The organism is Deinococcus arboris (assembly GCF_009755355.1).
Classification (GTDB): Bacteria; Deinococcota; Deinococci; order Deinococcales; family Deinococcaceae; genus Deinococcus; species Deinococcus betulae.
Genome location: NZ_WQLB01000004.1, coordinates 214,123 through 220,753, shown reverse-complemented (window position 1 = coordinate 220,753; position 6,631 = coordinate 214,123). Strand labels below are relative to the sequence as shown.

Below are 6,631 nucleotides of genomic sequence, written 5' to 3'. Positions count from 1 at the left end.
CGCTTTTCTACTCCATCGGCAAGGCGCCCGCCCTATCGCTGTAACGCTCTGCGGCCATTTTGCTTTACCGCGCGAGTCTCCAGTCCACCAGCCGGTCTGAGCTGACTGGTCCTGTAAAGCTACAGAGCAGAGTGAGTGTCTGCCGCAGGCAATAGCTGGACTTGACGGGCCTGCTCTTGCCTTTCAGTGCATCGGTGTGCTGCCGCTAGACCTTCTTGAGGGCGCTCTCGGTGTGGGCGGCCAGGCGACCGTCGTCCAGTTCGACGATATAGCGGGGGTCGTCGCGCGACGCGCGGTATTCAAAGCCGCCCACCTCGCCGTCCTCGTGGGCCACGCGCACCACTTTGCCCTCGGCGTGGCCGCCGTGACTGTTCCACCGCACCCGGTCCCCTGTTTTGAGCGTCATGGGGGCAGCGTAGGCGGCTGGCCAGTCTGGGGGATGACCGGGCTGTTCGGGCAATCTTTAGCGCTCGCCGCGCACGTAGGGGCGGCCCAGAGCGGCGGGGGCGTCACCGGCCTGCCCCCGCACCCCGGCCACGGCCAGCACCACCAGCACCAGCACGAACGGCATGGCGCTCCAGACCTCACTGGGCACGGCGCTGACCCCCTGAAGCCGGAATTGCAGGGCGTACAGCAGCCCAAAAAACAGTGCGCCAGCCACCGCCCGCAGCGGCCGCCAGCCCACGAAAATCACCAGGGCCACCGCAATCCAGCCCAGCCCGGCGGTCATGTTGTCAGCCCACGACGAGCGGTAGGACAGGGCCAGGAAGGCCCCCGCCAGCCCGGCCAGCGCGCCGCCGCCCAGAACCGCCAGTACGCGCACCAGGCCCACGTTGACCCCCAGAACGTCGGCGGCGGCAGGGTTCTCGCCCACCGAGCGCAGGGTCAGGCCTGTGCGCGTGGCGGCCAGCCAGAACGCCAGCAGCGCGGCCAGGCCCAGCGCTGCCAGGGTAAAGGGGCTGAGGGCAATGCCACCCACAGTCCAGTCCGGCACCTTGTTAAACAGGGGCAGCCCCTCAAAGCGCTTGCCCAGCAGGCCCGCTGCCCCCGTGCCGATCAGGGCCAGGGCCAGCCCACTGACAAACTGGTTGGCGCGCAGGGTGACCGTGGCCAGGGCGTGCAGCCCAGCCAGCGCCGCGCCCGCCAGCAGGGCCGCGCCCACCGCCAGCCACAGGTTGGCGTCTGGAGCTGAGGCCGCCACGGCAAAGGCGGCCAGGGCGCCCACAGCCATCACGCCTTCCAGGCCCAGATTCACCACCCCGGCCCGCTCGTTCAGGATGGCCCCCAGGCAGGCCAGCAGCAGCGGGGTGCCCACCGCCAGCGCGCGGGGCAAGGTGTCGAGCAGGGCGTTGTCCATCAGGAGAACCTCGCGGGGATTGAGGGGCGTGTGAGTGAAGAGGGAACGAGAGGTGGAGTGCGGATGGCTTTCAGCTCGATGTCAGCGGCCAGCGGCGCTCTCATGCCCGGCCCCACACGACGCGGTGCCGCACGAATACCTCGCCAGCAATCAGGCACAGCAGGATGACGCCGCTAAAGATGTCCACGACGCGGTAGGGCAGGTTCAGGTCAATTTTCAGGAGGTCGCCGCCTGCCAGAATGACGCCCATCAGGGGTGCCGTGACCAGGCACAGGGCCGGGTGGCCGCGCGCCAGCCACGCCACGATCACGGCTGTAAAGCCGTAGCCCAGGCTGACCTGCCCGGCTTCCAGCAGGCGGTGGTGAATGCCCGCCACCTCACCCGCTCCGGCCAGGCCCGCCAGGCCGCCGGTCAGCAGGGCGACCAGCGTGGCCACGCGCGCGCTGCTCAGGCCCGCGTAGCGCGCCGCGCCGGGGTTCTCGCCCACCACCCGCAGGGCGTAGCCAAACGTGGAGCGGCTGAGCAGCCACTGAAGGCCGAGCGCCAGCGCCACGCCCAGCGCCAGCGTGGGCCAGTGCACCTGCGTGCCGCCCAGGGTGGGCAGCCAGCCAGCCGGCACAAAGGTATCGGTATAGATGTAGCCGCGCACGTCTTTGCCTTTCCACGGCCCGGCAATCAGGTAGGTGACCAGGGCGACCGCCACGTAATTGAGCATCAGCGTGGACAGGATTTCGTTGACATTCAGGCGCCGCAGCCCTGCCGCCAGCAGCGCCCACAGCCCGCCGCCCAGAAACCCGGCCGCGAACATGGCTGGCAGCAGCAGCGGGCCCGGCAGCGGCATGAACAGGGCGGTCCCGGCCGCCAGCACCGCGCCCAGTAGCAGCTGTCCCTCGGCGCCAATATTAAAGAACTGCGCCCGGAAGGCCAGCGCCAGCCCCGCACCAATCAGCAGCAGCGGAATGGTGCGCCGCCCGACCTCAGCCAGGCCGCCCGCCTCGCCCAGGGTGCCGCGCAGCATGGTGCTGTAGACCTCGGCGGGCGACTGCCCAGCCAGCGCGAAGACCAGCGCGCACAGCAGCAGGGCGACCCCCACCGACCCCAGCGTGACCAGCGCCGCGCGGGTGGCCGAGGGCGCGGCCAGAGGCACGAGCCTCATGCGCCGGCCCCTAGCGCGGCCACGCCCTGCCCGGCACCCGGCAGGCTGTGGGGATGGGCGCCGCCCATCAGCAGGCCCAGGGACTCGCGGGTGACCTCGGCCACCGGGAACGGCCCCAGGAGCGCGCCGCCTACCATGACCCCTACCCGGTCAGACAGGCTGAGCAGCTCATCCAGGTCTTCGCTGACCAGCAGCACGCCAGCGCCCGCTCCGGTGCGGTCGAGCAGCGCGCGGTGAACCTGGTCGGCGGCGCCGATGTCTAGCCCATAGGTGGGGTGAACGGCCAGGATGACCTGCGGCGCCCCGGCCAGTTCGCGCGCCAGGATGAGTTTCTGGATGTTGCCCCCGCTGAGCAGGCGCACCGGGGTATGAATGCTGGGGGTGGCCACGGCGTATGCCTCTACGTCGCGCCGGGCGCGTTCGCCCTCGGCGGCGAGGTTGCGCGCCAGACCACGGGCCAGCGGCGCGCGGTCGTAGTCCCGCAGCGAGAGGTTCTCGGCCACCGTCATGCTGGGCACTGTGCCGCTGTGCAGGCGGTCTTCAGGAATGTGGGCCACGCCAGCGCGCGAGCGTTCGGCGGCACTGCCGCTGAGCGGCTGACCGTTCAGGCTGACCTCGCCTGCAGCGGGCCACACCCCGGCCAGCACCTCCACCAGTTCACTCTGACCGTTGCCGGCAATGCCAGCGACGCCCAGCACCTCGCCTCGGTGCAGATCGAAGGACACGCCGCGCAGGGCCGGCAGACCGCGTGTGCCCTGCGCGTTCAGGCCACGGACGCTCAGCAGTGGGTCGGGTGACCCGGCCCCTGGCGCCCGCTTGCGCGTGAAGTCCACGGCGCGGCCCACCATCAGGGCCGCCAGGCTCTCGCGGGTGGCGCCGGCGGTGGGCACGCCGCCCACCACCTCACCCCTACGCAGCACGGTCACCCGGTCGGCCACGTCCAGCACCTCGTCCAGCTTGTGAGAAATGAAAATCAGGCTGCGGCCCCCCGCGCGCAATTCGCGCATCACACGGAACAGTCCCTGGGCTTCTTGTGGGGTCAGGACGCTGGTGGGCTCGTCCAGAATCAGGACCTGCGCGCCGCCCAGCAGCGCCCGGATGATTTCTACGCGCTGTTTCTCGCCGGGCGACAGGTCCGAGACGCGGGCGCCGGGGTCTACCTCCAGGCCGTACTGGGCCGACAGCGCCCGGATATGCCCGGCCACCCGACGCGCCGGAAACAGGCCGCCCGCGCGGCCCAGGGCCAGATTCTCGGCCACGGTATGCCGCGCCACCAACAGGGGATGCTGCGGCACCAGCCCGATGCCCAGCCGCCGCGCCTGCGCTGGGCTGCCGATGCGTACAGCGCGGCCGGCGACTTCAATGTGGCCCTCGTCGGGCTGATACAGGCCATACAGCATGGAGATCAGGGTGCTTTTGCCTGCGCCGTTCTCGCCCAGCAGGGCCAGCACCTCGCCGGGCTGCACCGTCAGGTCCACCCGGTCATTGGCCACCACGCCCGGAAAGCGTTTGGTGACGCCCAGTAGGCGCAGGGCGGGCGGCGCGGCGTCGGGTGGGGGAGGCGGCGCTCCAGAGTCGGTCACCGGGTCATCGTGGCACAGCCAGCCGTCCAGCGTGGCAGTTAGAGCAGGCAAGGGCGCACGGAGGGGCAAGCTGGATGTCATCCGCCTGAAGTTGGGGAGCAGTGTCGTAGCGGGAGCAGGCAGACGGTTTGGGGCAGGTCATCCAGTGATCTTTCGGCAACCGTCCTGGGGGTGAGCGGGAGGCCAGCCTCAGCATTTGCTAGCAGGTCGAGCCGAGTGGATTCGGAGTGCGTGATAGTTCCGCAGGAGAGGGCAGGCGCACGGCGAGTTCGTGGGCGTGGAAGTGAACAAACCGTGCTTCTCCGTAGGGTTCACGACCAGACAGAACTCGCCAGAAAAGCCGGCTGCTTCTGTTAGTCTTCAGACACTCCACAACTTTGTAAGAAACCGGGCGTTATCCTCCACGAAACGCCGCAGTGCCCTGTATCCTCCGTCTTCCACTCTGGATTTCTCTGCTCTGGCCCAGGAGCGACGTGACATGACACACAACCCGTTTCGCTACCTTCTGAATGATCTGAGTGACCAGCCTGGCCCCTACCGCCTGCACCCCTTGACAGGGCCAGTGAACCTGCGGCAGCTGCCCGAGCGCGTGGACGCCTTCACGCTGAGTGGTCCGGCCGGCACAGAAACCTTCGTGATTCACGGCCCGCGCGCCTTTGGCCGGGGCGGCAGCTTTAACCTGCTCTCGCCGTCCCACCGCCACCTGCTGCTTCAGACCGTGGCGCACACCACCCTCTGCGCCGATGAATATCTGGGCCTGCACCCCGAACTGAATGATGCGGGCTTTACCCTGACGCGCGGCCAGGTGAGCCAGTGTTCCTCGGAGCGGCTGACCCCTCTGTGCGCCCGGCACCCTGATGGCCGCGTGCTGTGGTTTCACGAACTGCTGCGCCAGCCGTTCGGGTTGCCTCTGGAGCAGTACGTGCATTACGGCGCCGTGCGCCTGGCGGCTCTGCGGCACCACGAGCCCGCCAGCACCGTGACGCTGATGGCCCAGAGTGACGAGGCGCTGCGGGCACAGGGGCTGACCCCGGACACCTTGCCCGCGCTGCTGATGGTCAGTGCCTGGCTGCTGCGCTCCGAGGCCCTGGAAGCGCTGCTGGACGGCGAGATTCCCGACGCCCAGTGGCTGCCGCCCAGCGATTTCGAGTGGCATCCAGTGGCCTATCAGCAGCTGCATCTGAGCCTGACCCGCAGTGACCTGCGGCAGCAGCCACCACCATTTCTGCTGGCCCAGCCGGCATAGCGTCCTGGACATGGCAGAGCGGGCAATTCGGGGTCGCCCACTGGCTCTTTGGAAGGACCACCCAGCTTTATCCTGGGTTTGACCGCTGGTTTGGGAAGCTATTGAGCAGGGCGAGGCTCTGCGGCCAGCCGGTGGCCTTCGTGGAATGGCTGGTGAAGCACTCCCGTCATTGAGGCAAAAGAGTGTTACAGGCAGAGCGGAAGAAAAAATTTCTCTTCTGGACCGAGAGCAGCTCGGGACCGTTGCCCAGCCGCACACGCCAGTAATCTGGTAAATCACCGACAAGCGGCGCCACGACTCTTTTCGTCTGGCGCCGCTTCTCTGTGTTCAAACTCGCTCTTGAACTGCCCTCTTCAGTACAGGGACGCCCCGCTGGGAAAGGGCACCACGTCAGCCAGGCCGTCCGGGTCCAGGCGCACGATGAAGCCGGCGTCTTCGCGGTAAGCCATTCCGCTGTCCACAGCCAAGCACAGGCGCCCGGCATACGGAATCGGCGCGCCGGCGCCCAGCGTGGGGCCGTGCAGATGTTCGTCCAGCAGGATGTAAACCGGCGTGTGGCCGTGGACAATGCGCGCGCCGCCAAAGGTGTCGAGCATTCGCCGGGCCTTGGCCTCGCCGCCGCCCAGCACGAACACGAAGCGCTCGGTAAAGGCGTTCATAAAGACGCCCCAGTCGTCGGGGTTGGGGTGGGCCATCACCGCCTTCACGCTGGCGTTGACGTCGTCTATGGTGCTGCCCATCTTCAGATACACCGTGCTGTCGGCGTGAACCAGCAGCCACTCGCCCACGCGCAGCATCGCGGGCCGCTCGGAGAGCCAGCCCATCTCACTGGGTTCCAGCTGATCGGCGTCTCTGGGCTGGCCGCCGTTGTCCAGCCAGTATTCGCGGAAGCCCAGGCGGTCGTGGGGGTCGCCCTGCCGGAACACCAGGGCCGCCAGAAACATGACCTCGTGGTTGCCCAGCAGGGCGCTCACCAGGCCGCCCGCATCGCGCGCCTGGCTTTCGAGGTTGCGAATCAGGCGAATCACGCCCACGCCATTGGGGCCACGGTCCACGTAATCGCCCAGAAAGACCAGATGGGCGTCGCCGCCTGTCCAGCGGTCAGAAAAGTCAATCAGGCCGGCCCGCAGCAGCAGGGCGCGCACCTTGTCATAGGCCCCGTGGATATCGCCCACCACCCACAGCGGTCTCATGCGGCCGCCGGGGGTCGGGACAGGGCGCTCATGGGTGCCTCCTGCGGGGTGCAGGGTGGCCGGGGGCCGCGCAGATCATGCCGAAGTGTACCGTTC

General features: G+C 68.5%; 6 protein-coding genes. 1 reads left to right on the top strand and 5 read right to left on the bottom strand.

The window, feature by feature from the left end; genetic code table 11:
* Positions 1-205 precede the first annotated feature (205 nt).
* From GO986_RS05160 to GO986_RS05145, 4 genes are all read right to left on the bottom strand, one after another.
* Entirely contained in the window at positions 206-406 is a 201-nt protein-coding gene (locus GO986_RS05160; RefSeq protein WP_157458181.1) for a hypervirulence associated TUDOR domain-containing protein, read from the bottom strand.
* Between the two features lie 57 nt (positions 407-463).
* A complete protein-coding gene (locus GO986_RS05155) occupies positions 464-1,357 on the bottom strand; it encodes an ABC transporter permease (RefSeq protein ID WP_157458180.1) in 894 nt (297 codons plus the stop codon).
* 100 nt (positions 1,358-1,457) lie between these two features.
* Complete coding sequence (locus GO986_RS05150) at positions 1,458-2,513, bottom strand: ABC transporter permease (RefSeq protein ID WP_157458179.1); 1,056 nt, start codon at positions 2,511-2,513, stop codon at positions 1,458-1,460.
* Positions 2,510-4,147, bottom strand: a complete 1,638-nt coding sequence (locus tag GO986_RS05145; protein ID WP_232337419.1) for an ABC transporter ATP-binding protein — start codon at positions 4,145-4,147, stop codon at positions 2,510-2,512. The genes GO986_RS05150 and GO986_RS05145 overlap by 4 nt, the downstream gene beginning before the upstream one ends.
* A gap of 427 nt (positions 4,148-4,574) precedes the next feature.
* Here GO986_RS05145 and GO986_RS05140 point away from each other — a divergent pair, with 427 nt between their 5' ends.
* Positions 4,575-5,342 carry a hypothetical protein gene (locus GO986_RS05140; RefSeq protein WP_157458177.1) on the top strand — a complete coding sequence of 256 codons (768 nt, stop codon included), beginning with the start codon at positions 4,575-4,577 and terminating at the stop codon, positions 5,340-5,342.
* Between the two features lie 353 nt (positions 5,343-5,695).
* On the opposite strand, the gene GO986_RS05135 is transcribed toward GO986_RS05140, so the two are convergent.
* Entirely contained in the window at positions 5,696-6,535 is an 840-nt protein-coding gene (locus GO986_RS05135) for a metallophosphoesterase (protein ID WP_157458176.1), read from the bottom strand.
* Positions 6,536-6,631: the final 96 nt, after the last annotated feature.